Raw genomic sequence first — 15,572 nt, forward strand, 5'->3', positions numbered from 1 at the left:
AAAATACTCACTAAAAATCTCATTCAAACATACCTACCTTAATCATACATCCTGCTCTGCAAAATCTAATTCAAGATCAATAAACGGATTTTTCACCGAGATAATCAAGCAACCCCGAGTGATATTTATGTTAATGCATGTAATCCACATGGGACACGATGTGTTCAAGGCAAATGACAAAATTGCCGAAAAAAACAGGAAGACCCTTGACAAACACGGAGTCTTCTCTGTCAACGTTATGGGAGCCATCGGGTCAGGAAAGACTACTCTGATCGAAGAGGCAGTCAGGCATCTCAAAGATAAATACAAACCAGCGGTAATCGCAGGTGACGTTATCGCAGAGATGGATGCCTCACGTTTCAGGAAACTCGGAGTGCCGACAATCCCTGTAAACACTGGAAAGGAATGCCATCTTGACGCAAAGCTGGTGGAGAAAGCCCTCGATGAGATCGACCTTGACAATACGGACCTCCTTATTATTGAAAATGTGGGCAATCTGATCTGCCCTGTGGACTTCAAGCTTGGAGAACACCTCAGAGTGGTTGTGGTGAGCGTCACTGAAGGAGACGATATCATCCTCAAGCATCCCATGATTTTCAAAACTTCAGAACTTGCTATCATAAACAAGGTTGACATTGCACATGCGGTTGATGTTGACGCCGAGAAAATGAGGGAGGACATCCTTTCCTTAAACCCTGATATACCTGTAATTCTTACTTCAAAGCACGACTGGGAGAGCCTTGAGACCTGGATAAGCTTTATTGAACTTGGGCTCAGAAGAGCACAGGAAGCTCAGAGAAAGTAAGGCAATTAAAAGCGATTTAAATGCGGATAAAAGGAAAAGGAAAAGGAAAAGGAAACCGGATATGAAAGCCAATACCATTTCCCTGGAACACGGTGCAGGCGGAGAGGTGATGCAGGAGCTTATAGGGGAAATTATCCTTAAAAACTTTCGCAACAAAAGCGCAGGCTCAATAGGGCTTGAAAGCCTTGATGACGGGTCCACGATCAGACTTGAGAACTTTAACCCCGCCTCCGAACTTGTACTGACAACGGACAGCCACGTGATAACCCCTGCTTTCTTCCCGGACACCAATATCGGACGTCTGGCAGTTTCAGGCACCATCAACGATCTCACGATGATGGGAGCAAAGCCTCTCGCTCTTACCTGCGCAGTCATTGTCCCTGAAGGTTTTTCAATTCATGAGTTTGAAGAGATAATCAAAACAATGGACAAAACTGCTGCTGAGGTTGGAGTCCCTATAATTACAGGCGACACCAAGACCATGGAAAAAGCTGCCCTTGATTCAATAATCTTGAACACAGCAGGCCTTGGCATAACGGACAGCCCTGTCAGGGACTCGGGACTGAAAACAGGAGACCAGCTCCTTGTCACGGGCACGATAGGCGACCACGGGATCTCTCTTATGGCTCACAGGGAAGGTTTTGACTTCGATACCGACCTTGTCTCAGACTCCGCTCCTCTCTGGAAACTCATAGAACCGATCCTGAAACTCCGGACCCCGGAAGGAGCCACAGTAGTAACGGCTATGAAAGACCCTACCCGCGGAGGGCTTGCAAACGCCCTCAACGAAATGGCAGCAAAAGCCGGAGCAGGAATCCTGCTCGAAGAAGACCTGATCCCCTTCAAGCCCGCAGTCACTGCAGCCTGCGAAATGCTGGGTCTCGACCCCCTCGAAGTTGCAAACGAGGGAAAGGCAGTAATCGGAGTGAAAGCCGGCTTCGAAGAAGAAGTCCTCTCAATCCTCAGAAAGCACCCCTACGGCAGGGATGCAGCCCTCATAGGAGAAGTCACTGCCGAAAATAAAGGCAAAGTAATCCTCAGGAACCGCTTCGGTGGCATGCGTTACGTGGACGTGCCGGCAGGAGACCCGATCCCCAGAGTCTGTTAACTACAGGCTTTTCGGTCGCTTTTAATTGCTGGTTTCTTTTGGATCTCTTTTCCCGTCTTTTCGGGATTTTTTACCTGATTACCTGGTATATTTAACTTATTTTTCACTTATTTTTTCTCTTTTCTTGTAAGACCGCTCTCCTGCGTCGAGCGTGATAGGAACGACTCGATCTAGAGAATATGGTTTAACGGGTCAGAAATATCTGTAATCTAGTCCGCTTGAGCGTAGCGAAATTCACTGCTAAAACCATCAAGTAGTCCTCTTGAGCGCAGCGAAAAGGACCTCGTGCTCCCGAAGCGAAACTCGGGTGGCGAAACTCGGGAAACACAACGTTTTTAAAGGAGTGGGCAAAAGTAAGCACATAATAAAAAAACATGTGATGAGAGAATAATTAGGAGTTAAAGCGTGAAACGGGATCCCATTGTGGAAGAAGAACTATGGCGCTCAATCCCGGTATATTTTGTTTCTTTTTTGGCCATTGGTGCACTGGATTATACAGGATACATTTCGATCGGCGGGCTTACAACTTTCGTCCTGGCTTTTGTTTTAACAGCAATACACTTCAAACTCATGGTGACTTACAGGAAAAAGGAATATTTGACAAACCCTTCAATCAGTTCAATAATAGACCACATTCTTAAGCGACAGAAGCCTGAAGGAAGAAATACAGGATACATGGAATTGAGCAGCCCAAACTTCCGTCCAATTCTAACAATATTAGTCATCGCATATCTTGTGTATCGGTATGCGATCTAAACTGAGAGCTATTTTAGAGGCATGTAAAAAGAAGACTCCACGAAAGCAGGAGCTAAAATCAAGAAACGACATAAACAATGCCGATAAATAAGATAAATAAAGAAACAAATAGCATCTTGAAAGGCGGAGGATTAAGATGATAATGGATTTTAAAGGCAAAAGCCCGAAAATCTCCGAAATGGCTTTTGTTGCGGATTCTGCAGACTTAATAGGGGATGTTGAGGTAGGGAGTTTTTCAAGCATATGGTTCAATGCCGTGCTTCGGGGAGATCAGAACAAAATAAAGATCGGAAACAGGACAAGCATCCAGGACGGCGTGGTGATTCATGCAGACCCTGAAAACGGGGTTCAGGTTGGAGATAATGTATCAGTAGGGCATGGGGCTGTGCTTCACGGATGCAAAATAGAAGATAATGTGCTTATCGGCATGAATTCAACTGTGCTGAACGGGGCAGAGATCGGGAAAAATTCCATTGTGGGGGCAAATGCACTTGTGCCCCAGGGAAAAAAGTTTCCGGCTAATAGCCTTATAATCGGAGTTCCGGGGACGGCAAAAAGAGAAACTAACGAGTCAGATGTTGAGGCTATAAAAGAAAATGCAGCTGAGTACGTAGAGATGACAAAAGAATATAGAGAAACTGCGAAAAAATAAGCTGAAAAGAGAAGTGAAAAAGAAACTTCAAAGATTATCAAAGAAGCTTCAAAGATTATCCGAAAAAAGTTTTTTAGTGCAAGGGATGGGATTCGAAACTACGAACTCCTACTAGACTAGGCCCTCACCTTTATATTATCAATGGCGTAAGGTTTTTCAAGAAATCTCCGAACGATTATGACAAGAGGATGGGGGTAAACTCAGGTCGGTAATAATGGATAAGAAAAACAAGATTTTTAATGAAGATATTGGACCATTATTCGGGTTGATAGATCTTTGTCCGGGAAGAATATCTCCATGGAATTTCATTAACCCGATTTACTCTTTCTGCTAGTTAGGCAACAGCCTCTATAGCGATAAATAAAGGATCGTGTTATCCCAGAAATTCTAAAATATGCTGATTTACCAGTGTAGGCTGTTCCATTGAGACCAGATGGCCTGCATTCGGGACCAGTTTTGTTTCAACATTTGGTATCAATCGATTTACCTTTTCGATAGCATCGACTGGATCATAAATAACCTCATTTTCGCCGACAATAAAAAGTGTTGGAACATTGATTCTGCCTAGCTCAACCTCACTGAACACGTTAGGGAAAATGCTTTTTTTAGGGTTAGAGTAGCGAAAATGTTTTACACCACTCGCGAATTGCCTGGCAAACAATTCGTTTGGGTGAAAACCCTTGTTAAAAAAACTATTAAACGGGTTCGGTTTGATGGGCACATAAGGGAGCAGGCGGAGCATTAAGAGCACCGACCAGCTGAACGGCAGAATTGAAGCTCCAGGTGCAAGAGCAACAATTTTGTTAACTTTGTCCGGGAAAAATAAAGAAAAATTGAGCGTATGCCACCCCCCATACGATAATCCGGCAATATTCGTTCGCTTTAAACCCAAACCCTGCATTACCTCGCCCAGCCAGTTAGCACAATCCTCCCTATCTCTGAGTAACCGGGACTGCCGGCTTTTTCCGGGTTCACCAATGATATCGACAACATAAACACGGAAAGCGCTGCTTAAGGCGTCGATGTTTGGGAACCACATAGTGGAACTTGTGCCAGTAGCATGCAGCACAAGCAGTGATGGCGATCCTTTTGATCCGCTCGCGATGACATGGGTAGTTCCGAAGCGGGTCATTACATCATTTTCTTCAAAATGTACTGGCCAAAGTTTCAGAACAGCATCATAAGCTGAGACATACTCGACTTCACCTTTTGAACTTTTGAGAGATGATAGTTGGCTGGACATTGTAAAACCCTCAAATTCTTGGCAGATATTGTTTGAGAAGGCAAACAGAATCTGGTGTTGATATTTCCCCGATGACTCGGAGATGGACGAAGTTATTACAAACCCGGACCCATCGAAGTAGAGTTGTCATTACAGGGCGATACTCGTACCGCCATACAGGGTAGGAGGGAGGTCAGGGGTGTTTTTTAACTACTTGGGAAAGTGACACCGGAGATTGAGTCCTCACCAACCATCGGGATCTTTTTGCAGTTCCCCGAGTGGGTACAGATACAGTCATGCATAGTCGATGCATTAAAGCCATATCCCGATACACAGAGGGCGGTTGCACGAGCACTGCGGCAGCTCCCGGCTCCCCCCTCCCTCGCCCGATAAGCACAAGAAGAACACACCAGCGCCAAGCATCGCCCATCGAACCCGTGAGACGATCTGATATTATGAAGGTATAAATGCACGAAATAGCGACTCACCAATGCGCTGCTCTCTTATTCTCAACATGTTCATCATTGCCGGGAACAAAATAAAAAACCGGATTAAGCCATAATTATACAAGGAATAGAATTTGAACCCAAGAACTCCTACGAGACCAGGCCCTCAACCTGGCGCCCTTGACCTGGATGGACAACCCTCACATCTCGATATAGCAATGAATAGGCTTTAAGAACTTAGGAATGATAAAAATATAGCTTCAACTTTTCAGTTAGGGAATTACTCTATAGTTTCATTTTCCCAAATAATCATTCATGGTAACAGAAATACTTGAAATTATATATAGATCATTCCTTAGTATAAACTTTATTATAAACGTTTTCTATAAAAAAAGTATTGAATTTAAAGCTAAAAATAGTAAGAAATTTAGTGCGAGGGATGGGATTCGAACCCACGAACTCCTACAAGACTAGGCCCTCAACCTAGCGCCTTTGACCTGGCTGGGCAACCCTCGCATTTCGATGTAGCAAATGAATAGGCTTAAACACTTTTGACTTTAAGAACTTTTTTATAAAATTTTATGTAAAAACGTATTGAATTTAAAGTTAGCAATATTAAGAAATCTGGTGCGAGGGATGGGATTCGAACCCACGAACTCCTACAAGACTAGGCCCTCAACCTAGCGCCTTTGACCTGGCTGGGCAACCCTCGCATCTTGTTTTCTATTAAATTCCGGCGCGCTTTGCGCCTTGCACTTCCTCACAATATCATGGATAATATATAAACGTTTCGAGCCGTGAGGGACGCTGATAATAATTGTTGAAAGATCTCACAGTAAACGGAATAATTCCTGAGGTATCCGGGCGCAGGAAATCCCCTGTAAAGAGGGTTTTCAGGCCAGAATACGGTCGGAAAAATGGTGTTAAAACCCGATGAATCGGGATTCAGAGCTGGTCCAGAATTGTGATCAGACCTTCAACTTTGCCTTTAACCACGTTTGCGGCGTTAAGGACAAGGTCTTTAGCCGTATATGAACCATCGGACTCCATGGTGAAAACAAAGGCTTTCTCGTCGTAGTCTACCTTTATCGCATTGATGTCACAGACCTTCTCACATAGCCTGCAGAGGGAACACTTTATGACGTCATCCGCGGCAATCTTTGCTCCGGCCTCTTCAACCATGATAATGCCCTTGGGACATTCTGCCGCACAGTGCCCGCAGGCATCGCAGTTTTCAATGGTTATAATAGGCACGTTTTTGTAGCCACATGCAACGCCTGCCTGCCATCTAGCGCTGTCTCTACCGTAGCCCATGTGGGCAATAGCCTCGAGCACAAGCTTCTGTCCCTTTTTCAGCTCAACAATCGGTACATTCGGATCTGCTGGCTGGATCTTGGGATCAGCGGAGATGAGGTCACTCGAATGAACGATTCCAGGACCTTCTGCACTGAGGGTCAGGGAGACCTCACAGGCGGGACAGCCTACTCCTTCGCAGTCACACTCAGCCTGAGGCCTATACGTCTCTATATCCGTTACAAGTGGGATTAAGGAGAGACGGAGAGCCAGCTGTTCATCATAGAGTATGGAGGTGTTGTCGTAAAGGTTTACATATTCAATTGCAAGAGTGGGGACATCGGCGACCATAGCACGCCGGATTCCGTTGGCAAAAGCCGTGCTTACCCTGGACAGCACAAACTTTGCAGATCTGTCCGATAACTCCAGAATGTCTACTTCCATCGTCATATACCTTAATTCCCCTTAATTTTTAAATACATTAAAAAAAGAGAATTTTGAAGAATTCTCTTAATAATTCTCTTTATACACGCCTTCCGCCTTTCGGACGGGTGCCGTCGTGTGGGACCGGAGTAACGTCCTCGATCCTGCCAATGCGGATTCCTGCTCTTGCAAAAGCCCTGATTGCAGCCTGTGCACCGGGTCCGGGGCTTCTCTGCTTGTTTCCTCCAGGAGCTCTTACCCGGATGTGGATGCCATTGATGCCCTTGTCCCTGAGCTGGTCAGCAAGCTGGCCTGCCATCTGCATGGCAGTGTAAGGAGAACTTTCGTCCCTTGCAGCCTTTACGACCATACCACCAGAGGACTTCGCAATAGTTTCAGCCCCGGTGATATCAGTTACCGTAACGATCGTGTTGTTAAATGAGGATTTGATGTGAGCCACAGCCCATTTCATTTCTGCCATGTTTATCTCCTCCCTCCTCTTCTCTTCTTTCCACCTGGACCGCCTCTTCTTTCAGGAGGTCTTTCTCTTGCCTGCTTTGCCTCAGCCGCAGCCTTAAGGGTTGTTGCACTGTCTGCAAGGTAGGATGCCACCTGAACAGGTCTTTCAGGATGGGCTTCTTTCATGAGAGGGGAGTTTCCGTAGTACCCTACATGCATTTCATCCTCCTTTGAGACCAGCATTCCCGGAATTGTAGCTTTTCTTCCGTTAATTGCAATGTGGCCGTGAGTGATAAACTGGCGTGCCTGGACAACGGTCCTGGAAAGCCCGAGGCGGAGAACCTGGGTCTGGAGTCTTCTTTCAAGGATATTTTCAGTCTTTAAAGAGAGAATATCGTCAATGTTAGATTCCGATTTGAGAATACCGTAGCGAATGAGCTTGGAAAGAATTTCTTCGGACTGAGTCTTAAGGTGTCCCTCAAGTCCGCCTTCCTGAGCAAGCAGATTTCGGGCTTCGGATCTGTACATCCTGAGCATACTAGCTGCTTTCCAGACTTCTTTCTTGTTTCTGAGGCCGTATGCCTTCACAAGCTGGACTTCAGCAGCCATCCTGGCTTCCTGCCATGGGTGCCTGGGTGTCTCGTAACTTTTACTTTTTTTACCTGGATATGCCATTTCAAATCACCTTCACCGAAAAATTACTTCTTCCTGCTCACACCAACAGTTGATCCGCGGCGGCCTGTGGATTTTGTCCTCTGTCCTCTTACCTTAAGGCCTCTCTCGTGCCTGAGACCTCTGTAGGCACGGACCTTCTTCAGGTTGTTAATATCTTCCCTGAAAGTCAGTAGGATATCCGTTCCGAGCAGGTGCTTGTCCTCTCCGGTAGCCAGATCATTCTGCCTGTTAAGCATCCAGGTAGGGACAAGATCTTCAAATTTTCCGATTGCAGTGTCGAGTTTGACTACGTCCTCATCCGGGAGGTATCCAAGTATAGCTGCAGGGTTTACCCCTGCGCCCTTTGCAATAAGTATTGCAGTACGCCTCCCGATTCCGGGAAGACCTGTAAGAGCATACTGTACGGGCTTTGCGCCCTGCAAGTCGGTATTCATAATCCGAACAAGATGCCTTAGTTCTTCGTTATTTTTTGCTTCAACCATATACTTCCTCCATTGGAGTGCATACAGCATCCTGTAGCCCCTGATCGAATACCCTAAAGAATAGACGAAAATCAGGAGCAGCTCTCAAAAGGAGCTTCTTTACAGCATATACTGATGAGTTCCTTTACATGAAGCTGCCAGTATATAAGGGTATCTGCGCTCGCCCCTCACTGAAAGTGAATGTTCGGAAGGACTGAAAGAAGGTAATGGGAATTTATTGAATAAGGAAAAAGACGTGAAGAAAAAGTATCAAAAAAGCACAGGAATAGTAGAATAGAAAATAGTTGAAGTAGTACAGGAAATATGTAACGAAATACTGAAAAATTTGTATGACATCAGAATAAGAAAAATCTGACGCCGAGGGGGAGATTCGAACTCCCGAGGGGCTAAGCCCCACAAGCTTTCCAGGCTTGCGCCCTACCACTAGACTACCTCGGCACAAAGCTTATGGCACGACTTATACCATAACGGAATAGTGATATATAAAGCTTATTCTAGGAATGTGTAATGAAAAAAGAATTTAAAAAGTTAGAGCTGAACACGCTCCTCTTTTTTAGTCCAGCCTTTGGGATAAGTTCCTGCTTCCAGAAGTATGCGAATAGGAGAAGCTGCAATACCGGCAGAAGCTTTGAGAATCTCTTCAGTGCTCATATCAGCCTTCGCGAGAGCCACAAATTCCCCCTTTAAGGTAAAGAGCCCTGCAATTTCCCCTTTAGCCAGATTCGAATCCAGGCTTGTGATACCAGGGACTGCCAGGGAAGCGCCTGAACAAATTGCGTCCACTGCACTGTCCCGCAGGATTATTTTGGGGAGGTGGGATACGGCAGATTCCATTGGCCGGATAACCCTCCTCAGTTCGGACTCATCCCCCTCTTCTTCCCAGGAAACATAAGCGTCTTTCAGTTCATGGAGAGTGACAATGGTTCTTTCCGTAAATGGTCCTGCTTTAGTCCTGCGGAGCCACTGCATATGCCCGCTGCAACCCAGAGCAAGCCCGATGTCATGGCAAAGCTTCCGGATATAAGTCCCTGCCTCACATCCAACGCGTAAGAGCACCGACGTGCCTTCAATTTCAAGCACTTCCAGGTAATAGATTGTCCTTACCCTTGTGGCACGTTTGACGGCTGATTTGATAGGAGGCATCTGGTAAATAGGGCCTGTAAATTCCTCGCAGACCTGGCGAATCAGCTTTGGAGGCATAGCCCTGTGAAGCTTAAGATGGCAGACATACTCTTTTCCGGAGAGGCGCAGGGCAGGTACTGCTTTTGTAGCTTTTCCCAGCAGGGTAGGCAAAAGCCCTGTGACCTTCGGATCAAGAGAACCTGCATGCCCTGCCGTCTTCACTCCAAGGATAGCTTTTACCCAGGCTGCAACTTCATGGCTTGTAGGTCCACTGGGCTTGTCAATATTCACCACTCCTTTTTCTATATATTCAAGGATAGGGCGCTTTTCCGGATAACAGCCGTAGGATGGATTTGTCCAGGCGCCGGACTTCCGGACAAGGGTTCTTTCAACTTCAGCTGGTAGTTTGCCGGCGGATGACATGTTTTTTCAAAACTCCTGGGTTATGGTTATGGGTTCAAGTGAGTAATGTGTACAGATCTATAAAATACTCTTTAGATCTGAGATAATCGTATCTGAAGTATTCGAATAAATATAAAACATCTGTGGTAAACCTGAAATATCAGGAAAGTACACAATTTCCAGTAAAGATAGTTTGCCCTGTACAGGTAATCACATGTGACAGGCAGGAAGCCCTGTTGCTTTAGCGCAGGGAGGAATGCCGTCAACTTTCTGGCATTCCGTTCCACGTTTGGATTTCTCCACTCTGCTTTGAAAACGAATTTCCGTAGCAGGTAACACGGTTTTGGATAACCGCCTCCCCTCGCCAATGTTGGATATGCTTGTCAGGTGTACTACACCGCCCCTACCTCTCAGGACTTTTAATGCTACACGATAGAGCTACAAACTGAGGAAGCATTCGTAGGTATCATGACATTTCCAACGTAGTTAATTAAGACTTAGGCTGGTCAACCAGGGCTTTTGCAAGCCCCACTGTTTAGCATGGGGTAGTTGACTGTAGAGCAGCCGTCATAACGGTTGCAGAGAGTCAACAGGACATATATAAAGCAGATACCCAGCAAGAAACATAGATGTCAAGTATAGATATCCAGTATAGATATCCAGTATAGATGTCAAGTATAGATATCCAGTATAGATATCCAGTATAGATGTCAAGTATAGATATACATAATATCAGGATTCGGCAGATAAAACCCTACGCTTGATTAAAAAACTCCGCTTCGGTAAATCGGCAGACTGGTGAAAATAAAGCACTCATACCCCATAAGAGAGTCAAATAAGTGAGTCAATCGCAACCCTGAGGATATCAAGAGTCTGATACTGGTTCCATTTTTCAGAATCAATAACAATGTCGTAGATTGATAGGTCTGTGATATCAATCCCATAATAGTTCTTATAACGAAGGACTTCGGACTTTTCCCTTTCAACCGTTTTTCCCAGCTCTTCATCAAAGGAGATTGATTTCTCGCGCCTCTGGATGCGCCGAACCCTTGTCAGCAGTGGGGCTTTTATCCAGATTTTAAGCACATTAGGCACTCCTTCAGCCATATGACCTGCAAGCCGACTTTCAAGAATGATATTGTCCTGGGTATGGATAATGGATTTCTGGTTTTTATCGATGTCAAGGTCAATGGAAGGACTTTTTTCAGCCATGGCTCCGAACTCAGAAAGACTCATTCCTCTCTCCCTTGCCATCTTCCTGAAGATTTCGCCCGAGGAAATCAGCTCAAGCTCATAGTATTCAGAAAGGAGCCTTGAGAGGGTTGTTGTCCCGCTTCCGGGAAGCCCGCTCACTGTTATCTGCATTAAACCCCACCGATATTCAGTGCCTTCCTGATAAGCTGGCTGATCCCGAGAGAGGAGATAAAGTACCAGTAGATCCAGTGCTGGAAGGGACCAAAAGCCTTGGAGGTGAGCAGCTGTTCACCCCAGAAGGGAAAGACCATGGTGGCAGCTCCGTGCCCGCTAATGTAATAATAAGCCCACATGAAGAGAGGCAAGGAGATTATACTGATGTAAGCCATGGGCTTAAACTGCTGCTTGGACATCTTCATCTGGTCTTCCATCATATCCTTGCGCTGGTCTTCAAGTTTTTTCAGCATGTAAGTATTCTGGGAAAGCTGTGCTTCCCTAAACTCTTTTTGAAAAGACTTCATGCGCTCCTGGGTGTTCCTCATGAGTTCCCAGTCGATGGTGTACTTCTGGATAAGGGATGCATAGATGGCAGTGATAGCAGCCATAATTAAAAGGGCCAGGTGGAAGTTTTCCTGCCCGATCAGCATGAGCATAGGGTCCATTAAAACCCCTACTGCCTCTCCCACAGACTGCCTGAAGTCCTGTCCAAGGATCATTATCCCGAACATAAGGGAAAAACCGAAAGCCAGCAGAAATCGGTCTATTTGCTTTTTTAATACCTCTGAAACCAAGTTGTCCTCACCATTCAGGTTCAATAAATATAATTCTGATTTTTTAAAACATGGATGAATCCTTAATAGTAGATAAAACCCTGACAAATTAAAACACTGATAAATCAGCTCGGACTGCAAGAGCCAGTTTAAGACGTTTACACAGGATTTCTGGTTAATAAGTTTCGATGTATATATAAGTTATACTATTCGGACGATTCGGTTAGATTCAGGCTGCATTTGTGCTTCGGTAGTGCCGACAGATAATATAAGGAGCCAAAAAATAGGAAAAAAACACCACAATCAGAATTAATATAAAATTAGAATCAATATAAGGAACAGGCATCTGAAGGCAATTCAGAACATTTTATTTCTTTTTTAGAATTTTATATATCTTTAAATTATAATACCGGGGATTCCGATATTATTAAAGGACTCTTTTTCGGGGGGAGGGCATGAAAATCAAATCCATTAATCCTTATACTGAAGAAGTAAACTGGACTTACGATGCATTATCTTTTGGGGACTGCGCGGACCAGATTGAAAAATCCAGGGCTGCTTTTTCAGGGTGGGGTTCTCTTTCGGTTGAGGAAAGAACAACGTATATTGCACGGGCAGCTGAGGTACTCAGGCAGAACAAGCGGGTATATGCCGAGATAATTACGAAAGAAATGGGAAAGCCCATCAGGCAGTCACTTGCAGAGATTGAAAAATGCGCCTGGCTTTGTGACTATTATGCGGAAAATGCAGCAGAGTTTCTGAAAGACGAAGTTATGGAAACAGAAGCCGAAAAAAGCTATGTCGCCTTTGAGCCTCTGGGAATTATTCTCGGGATCATGCCCTGGAATTTCCCTTTCTGGCAGGTTTTCAGGTTTGCAGTGCCTGCACTGACTGCAGGAAACGTGTGCCTGCTAAAGCATGCATCCAACGTGCCCGGATCGGCTCTTGAGATCGAAAAGGTATTTACCGAAGCAGGGCTGCCTGAAGATGTGTTTAAGACCCTGTTGATAGACTCTAAAGCTGCCATGGAAATCATTGATGAGGACCTTGTGGATGGGATTTCGCTTACAGGAAGCGTAGGAGCCGGGTCTCGGGTAGGAGAGCTCGCCGGAAGAATGATCAAGCCTTTGGTGCTAGAACTTGGAGGGTCTGACCCTTTCATAGTGCTTGAAGACGCGGATATAGAACGGGCTGCGTAGGTTGCAGTTAAATCCCGTTTCCTCAATGCCGGACAGAGCTGTATTGCTGCCAAGAGGTTCATTGTCATTGAAGATGTTGTTGTGGATTTTATCGAGGCATTTGAACTGCATATGCAGGAGCTGAAAATCGGGGACCCAATGGACGAAGAAACCGACATAGGACCGATGGCAAAAAAAGAATATGTTGACAGCCTTGAAAAGATCCTGAAGGATGCAAAAAAGAAAGGGGCAGCACCTTACATTTACGAAGAGGAACAGGAGACCGGCTTTTTCTTCATGCCAACCCTTATCCCTGCAGCCAGTACGAACATGAAGGTCTGCAATGTTGAAGTCTTCGGGCCTATTGCCCCCGTAATCATGGCAAAGAATGAGGATGACGCTGTGAAGATTGCAAACTCCACAGATTTCGGGCTCGGAGCCGAGGTCTGGTCTGCCGACCTGAAGAGAGCTGAGCGGCTGGCAAAAAGAATCAGGTCAGGTTTTGTAACCATTAATGGAATGGTAAAGTCCGATCCAAGGCTGCCTTTTGGAGGGGTCAAGAAATCCGGAGTAGGAAGGGAGCTTTCGTACTATGGGCTTAAGGAATTTGTAAACATAAAGACCATCGTGGTTAACAAATAAAAATAAAGGGTTGGGAGCCGGTCAAATCCAGGCGAATAAATATAATTGAAGGCTAATGAAAAAAAACCCGTTTAAAGAAAAATCGTTAAGAGAGCAAAGATTGAAAGTAAGAATCGAGTAATATTAAGATTGAGTAATATTCAGGATTAAGTAATACTTGGATTCAGGATTAAGTAATATTTGGGGTTTTTTATGAAAGCTTCGGACCTTTTTGTTGCCCAGCTTATAGAGGAAGGCGTGGAATATATTTTCGGACTCCCCGGAGAAGAAAACCTTGACTTTCTCGAATCTCTGCGAAACTCGAACATAAAATTGATCATAACAAGGCATGAACAGGCTGCGGCATTTATGGCTGCAGCTTATGGAAGACTGACAGGAAAAACGGGGGTTTGTTTTTCAACCCTTGGGCCGGGAGCTACTAACCTGGTTACAGGCGTTGCCCAGGCACAGCTTACAGGAGCCCCCCTGATCTCCATATCCGGGCAGAAAGCCCTAACTGACAACTGGCAAGGCCGTTTCCAGCTTGTCGATGTTGTAAGGATGATGGAACCTCTCTGCAAAAAAGCCGTATCCATCACCGATCCGGGGATGATTCCCACGGTGATCCGAAATGCCTTCAAACATGCGGAGGCTGAAAGGCCAGGGGCTGTGCACATTGAGCTCCCGGAAGATGTGGCTGAGGACGAAACCGATGCAGTAGTGCAAAAAAGAAGTGAAATAAAAATTCCTTCCCCTGATCCTGAAGCCGTGAAAAAAGCTGCAGCTCTGATCTGTGAGGCTAAAAACCCCCTGATAATCGTTTCCTCGGGGGCTAACCGGAAAGCTATCGCCAAAGAGCTTGAGGATTTTGCAAGAAGTACGGGTATTTACCTGGTACACACCCAGATGGGGAAAGGTGTAGTTCCGGATGACTGCGTTTACAGTCTTTTTGCCACAGGAATCCACGCCCGGGACTATGTTAACTGTGGAATTGAGGGAGCAGACCTGATTATTACAGTGGGATACGACATCGTGGAATACCCCCCCTACCTATGGAACAGGGAACTGGATAAGCAGATCATAAACATCGATTTTGTGGAATCAGTGCCTGACAGGTACTTTAATCCTGAGATAGAAATCATTGGAAATATTGCCTCTTCAATCAGGGAACTTGCCGCAAACATCCCGGAAAAGCGAGAGTTTCCGATCTTTGAGTACACCAGGCGTTTCATAGAGGAAAAAATAAGTGCTCCTGCCAGGAAAAGTTACCCTCCTCTTCCGCAGACGGTCGTTATGAATGTCAGGAAAGTGCTTGGGAGAGAAGACATAATCACACTTGACAACGGGATTTATAAACTCTGGTTCTCCCGCCTTTACAAGACCTATGCTCCGAACACTGTGCTCCTTGACAATGCTCTTGCAACTATGGGTGCAGGGCTTTCATCCGGAATTACCGCAAAGCTTCTCCATCCGGAACGCCGGGTGCTTGCAATCTGCGGAGACGGGGGCTTTATGATGAACTGCCAGGAGCTCGAGACAGCAGTCCGCTATGGAATTCCTGTGGTTGTCCTTATTCTCAATGACAATGCCTTTGGCTTTATTAAATGGAAGCAGAAAAAAATGCATTTTGAGGACTTTGCACTGGACTATGGAAACCCTGATTTTTCCCTCTTTGCCGAGAGTTTCGGGGCTGCAGGCATCAAAGTCAAAGAAGGTGATGACCTTGCAGAAGTTCTGGAAAAAGCCTTTTCTCTGAATAAAGTAGCTGTTATCGAATGCCCTATCGACTATTCCGTAAACTATGAGACCTTCTCAATAGAACTGAGAAACTTTACATGTAAATTCTGATAAGCAAAATTTATGTAACCAAAATTTACATAAGCAAAATTTACGTGAGCAAAACTTATTTAAACGGATTATTCTTAAGCAGATTTTTTTCAAGGGTTTGCAGGTTCATTTTATGC

Annotated in this window: 13 protein-coding genes, 3 tRNA genes and 1 pseudogene; 6 read left to right on the forward strand and 11 right to left on the reverse strand. The window is 45.3% G+C overall.

The features are described 5' to 3' along the window. The first annotated feature begins 133 nt into the window (after window positions 1-133). The 4 genes from hypB to PHF18_RS07110 all read left to right on the forward strand — a co-directional run bounded on the left by hypB (window position 134) and on the right by PHF18_RS07110 (window position 3,321). Window positions 134-805, forward strand: coding sequence for a hydrogenase nickel incorporation protein HypB (gene hypB / locus PHF18_RS07095; protein ID WP_300100412.1), 672 nt, complete (start codon window positions 134-136; stop codon window positions 803-805). A gap of 61 nt (window positions 806-866) precedes the next feature. Next, a complete protein-coding gene (hypE, locus tag PHF18_RS07100) occupies window positions 867-1,913 on the forward strand; it encodes a hydrogenase expression/formation protein HypE (protein WP_300100328.1) in 1,047 nt (348 codons plus the stop codon). Window positions 1,914-2,318: 405 nt separating this feature from the next. Further along, window positions 2,319-2,669 (forward strand): hypothetical protein, encoded by a 351-nt coding sequence (locus tag PHF18_RS07105; RefSeq protein WP_300100331.1) that lies wholly within the window; start codon window positions 2,319-2,321, stop codon window positions 2,667-2,669. Window positions 2,670-2,805: 136 nt separating this feature from the next. Then, complete coding sequence (locus PHF18_RS07110) at window positions 2,806-3,321, forward strand: gamma carbonic anhydrase family protein (RefSeq protein WP_300100333.1); 516 nt, start codon at window positions 2,806-2,808, stop codon at window positions 3,319-3,321. Between the two features lie 373 nt (window positions 3,322-3,694). Here the strand turns inward: PHF18_RS07110 and PHF18_RS07115 are convergent, their stop codons facing one another. The 11 genes from PHF18_RS07115 to PHF18_RS07165 all read right to left on the reverse strand — a co-directional run bounded on the left by PHF18_RS07115 (window position 3,695) and on the right by PHF18_RS07165 (window position 11,830). Next, complete coding sequence (locus PHF18_RS07115; protein ID WP_300100335.1) at window positions 3,695-4,564, reverse strand: alpha/beta hydrolase; 870 nt, start codon at window positions 4,562-4,564, stop codon at window positions 3,695-3,697. Window positions 4,565-5,420: 856 nt separating this feature from the next. Continuing rightward, window positions 5,421-5,505 (reverse strand) — tRNA-Leu (locus PHF18_RS07120). A gap of 109 nt (window positions 5,506-5,614) precedes the next feature. Next, a tRNA-Leu gene (locus PHF18_RS07125) sits at window positions 5,615-5,702 on the reverse strand. A gap of 232 nt (window positions 5,703-5,934) precedes the next feature. Further along, window positions 5,935-6,732 (reverse strand): DNA-directed RNA polymerase subunit D, encoded by a 798-nt coding sequence (locus tag PHF18_RS07130; protein WP_300100338.1) that lies wholly within the window; start codon window positions 6,730-6,732, stop codon window positions 5,935-5,937. Between the two features lie 73 nt (window positions 6,733-6,805). Further along, window positions 6,806-7,186, reverse strand: a complete 381-nt coding sequence (locus PHF18_RS07135) for a 30S ribosomal protein S11 (RefSeq protein ID WP_300100340.1) — start codon at window positions 7,184-7,186, stop codon at window positions 6,806-6,808. Window positions 7,187-7,188: 2 nt separating this feature from the next. Further along, window positions 7,189-7,839, reverse strand: coding sequence for a 30S ribosomal protein S4 (locus PHF18_RS07140; protein ID WP_300100342.1), 651 nt, complete (start codon window positions 7,837-7,839; stop codon window positions 7,189-7,191). Window positions 7,840-7,862: 23 nt separating this feature from the next. Beyond that, a complete protein-coding gene (locus tag PHF18_RS07145) occupies window positions 7,863-8,351 on the reverse strand; it encodes a 30S ribosomal protein S13 (RefSeq protein ID WP_300100344.1) in 489 nt (162 codons plus the stop codon). Window positions 8,352-8,676: 325 nt separating this feature from the next. Further along, window positions 8,677-8,759 (reverse strand) — tRNA-Ser (locus PHF18_RS07150). Between the two features lie 90 nt (window positions 8,760-8,849). Beyond that, a complete protein-coding gene (locus PHF18_RS07155; protein ID WP_300100347.1) occupies window positions 8,850-9,866 on the reverse strand; it encodes an RNA-guided pseudouridylation complex pseudouridine synthase subunit Cbf5 in 1,017 nt (338 codons plus the stop codon). Between the two features lie 810 nt (window positions 9,867-10,676). Next, the gene (gene cmk, locus PHF18_RS07160) at window positions 10,677-11,210 is read right to left on the reverse strand and encodes a (d)CMP kinase (RefSeq protein WP_300100349.1); all 534 of its coding nucleotides are present in this window, start codon (window positions 11,208-11,210) and stop codon (window positions 10,677-10,679) included. Beyond that, a complete protein-coding gene (locus PHF18_RS07165; protein ID WP_300100352.1) occupies window positions 11,210-11,830 on the reverse strand; it encodes a DUF106 domain-containing protein in 621 nt (206 codons plus the stop codon). The genes cmk and PHF18_RS07165 overlap by 1 nt, the downstream gene beginning before the upstream one ends. A 434-nt stretch (window positions 11,831-12,264) precedes the next feature. Here PHF18_RS07165 and PHF18_RS07170 point away from each other — a divergent pair. Beyond that, window positions 12,265-13,629: pseudogene (locus PHF18_RS07170) on the forward strand (NAD-dependent succinate-semialdehyde dehydrogenase). A gap of 192 nt (window positions 13,630-13,821) precedes the next feature. Then, the gene (locus PHF18_RS07175; RefSeq protein ID WP_300100355.1) at window positions 13,822-15,456 is read left to right on the forward strand and encodes an acetolactate synthase large subunit; all 1,635 of its coding nucleotides are present in this window, start codon (window positions 13,822-13,824) and stop codon (window positions 15,454-15,456) included. Window positions 15,457-15,572: the final 116 nt, after the last annotated feature.

The sequence above is a fragment of the Methanosarcina sp. genome (assembly GCF_028693135.1).
In the GTDB taxonomy this organism is placed as follows: domain Archaea; phylum Halobacteriota; class Methanosarcinia; order Methanosarcinales; family Methanosarcinaceae; genus Methanosarcina.

What these genes read in the sequence shown, in the direction of transcription:
- PHF18_RS07130 (WP_300100338.1), bottom strand. Translation starts at nt 6,732, where the DNA reads ATGACGATGGAAGTAGACATTCTGGAGTTATCGGACAGATCTGCAAAG.
- PHF18_RS07110 (WP_300100333.1), top strand. Translation starts at nt 2,806, where the DNA reads ATGATAATGGATTTTAAAGGCAAAAGCCCGAAAATCTCCGAAATGGCT.
- cmk (WP_300100349.1), bottom strand. Translation starts at nt 11,210, where the DNA reads ATGCAGATAACAGTGAGCGGGCTTCCCGGAAGCGGGACAACAACCCTC.
- hypB (WP_300100412.1), top strand. Translation starts at nt 134, where the DNA reads ATGCATGTAATCCACATGGGACACGATGTGTTCAAGGCAAATGACAAA.
- PHF18_RS07155 (WP_300100347.1), bottom strand. Translation starts at nt 9,866, where the DNA reads ATGTCATCCGCCGGCAAACTACCAGCTGAAGTTGAAAGAACCCTTGTC.
- PHF18_RS07145 (WP_300100344.1), bottom strand. Translation starts at nt 8,351, where the DNA reads ATGCTGTATGCACTCCAATGGAGGAAGTATATGGTTGAAGCAAAAAAT.
- PHF18_RS07115 (WP_300100335.1), bottom strand. Translation starts at nt 4,564, where the DNA reads ATGTCCAGCCAACTATCATCTCTCAAAAGTTCAAAAGGTGAAGTCGAG.
- PHF18_RS07175 (WP_300100355.1), top strand. Translation starts at nt 13,822, where the DNA reads ATGAAAGCTTCGGACCTTTTTGTTGCCCAGCTTATAGAGGAAGGCGTG.
- hypE (WP_300100328.1), top strand. Translation starts at nt 867, where the DNA reads ATGAAAGCCAATACCATTTCCCTGGAACACGGTGCAGGCGGAGAGGTG.
- PHF18_RS07140 (WP_300100342.1), bottom strand. Translation starts at nt 7,839, where the DNA reads ATGGCATATCCAGGTAAAAAAAGTAAAAGTTACGAGACACCCAGGCAC.
- PHF18_RS07135 (WP_300100340.1), bottom strand. Translation starts at nt 7,186, where the DNA reads ATGGCAGAAATGAAATGGGCTGTGGCTCACATCAAATCCTCATTTAAC.